The organism is Streptomyces rugosispiralis, from assembly GCF_024505145.1.
Taxonomy (GTDB): domain Bacteria; phylum Actinomycetota; class Actinomycetes; order Streptomycetales; family Streptomycetaceae; genus Streptomyces; species Streptomyces rugosispiralis.
In genome coordinates, this window is record NZ_JANIAA010000189.1 from 1 (window position 1) to 833 (window position 833).

At 73.0% G+C, this 833-nt stretch carries 1 protein-coding gene; it reads right to left on the minus strand.

The genetic code is table 11. The annotated features are described in order from the left end of the window. The coding region (locus NP777_RS46995; protein ID WP_256656341.1) for a polyketide synthase at positions 1–833 on the minus strand (833 nt) is incomplete at both ends.

Sequence of the window (833 nt, forward strand, 5' to 3'; positions counted from 1 at the left end):
GGCCCGCTCCTGCCCGTACGTGGCCAGCAGCGCCTGCGCCTCGATCGGGTCACCCAGCGTCGTACCCGTACCGTGCGCCTCGACCGCGTCCACATCCCCGGCCGACAGCCCCGCACCGGCCAGCGCCTGCCGGATCACCCGCTGCTGCGAGGGACCGTTCGGCGCGGTCAGGCCATTGCTCGCACCGTCCTGGTTGATCGCGCTGCCCCGCACGATGGCCAGCACCGGGTGGCCGTGCTTCTCCGCGTCCGACAGCCGCTCGACCAGCAGCATGCCGACGCCCTCGCCCCAGCCCGTGCCATCCGCACCGGCCGCGAACGCCTTGATCCGGCCGTCCTCCGCGAGCCCGCGCTGACGGCTGAAGTCCACGAACGCCTCCGGCGTGGACATCACCGTGACGCCACCGGCGAGCGCCATCGTGCACTCGCCCGCGCGCAGCGCCTGAACGGCCATGTGCAGGGCCACCAGCGACGACGAACACGCCGTGTCCACCGTGACCGCCGGGCCCTCGAGACCGAAGGTGTACGCCACCCGCCCGGACACCACGCTGGCCGCGTTGCCCGTGCCCAGATGGCCCTCCAGGCCCTCGGGCGGAGTGGAAACGAGCCCGGCGTAGTCCTGGCCGTTGGTGCCCGCGAAGACACCGGTACGGCTGCCGCGCAGCGTGGCGGGGTCGATCCCGGCCCGCTCGAACGCCTCCCACGAGGTCTCCAGCAGCAGCCGCTGCTGCGGGTCCATGGCGAGGGCCTCACGCGGCGAGATCCCGAAGAACGACGCGTCGAAGTCCCCCGCGTCGTAGAGGAAGCCGCCTTCACGCGCGTACGACGTGCCCT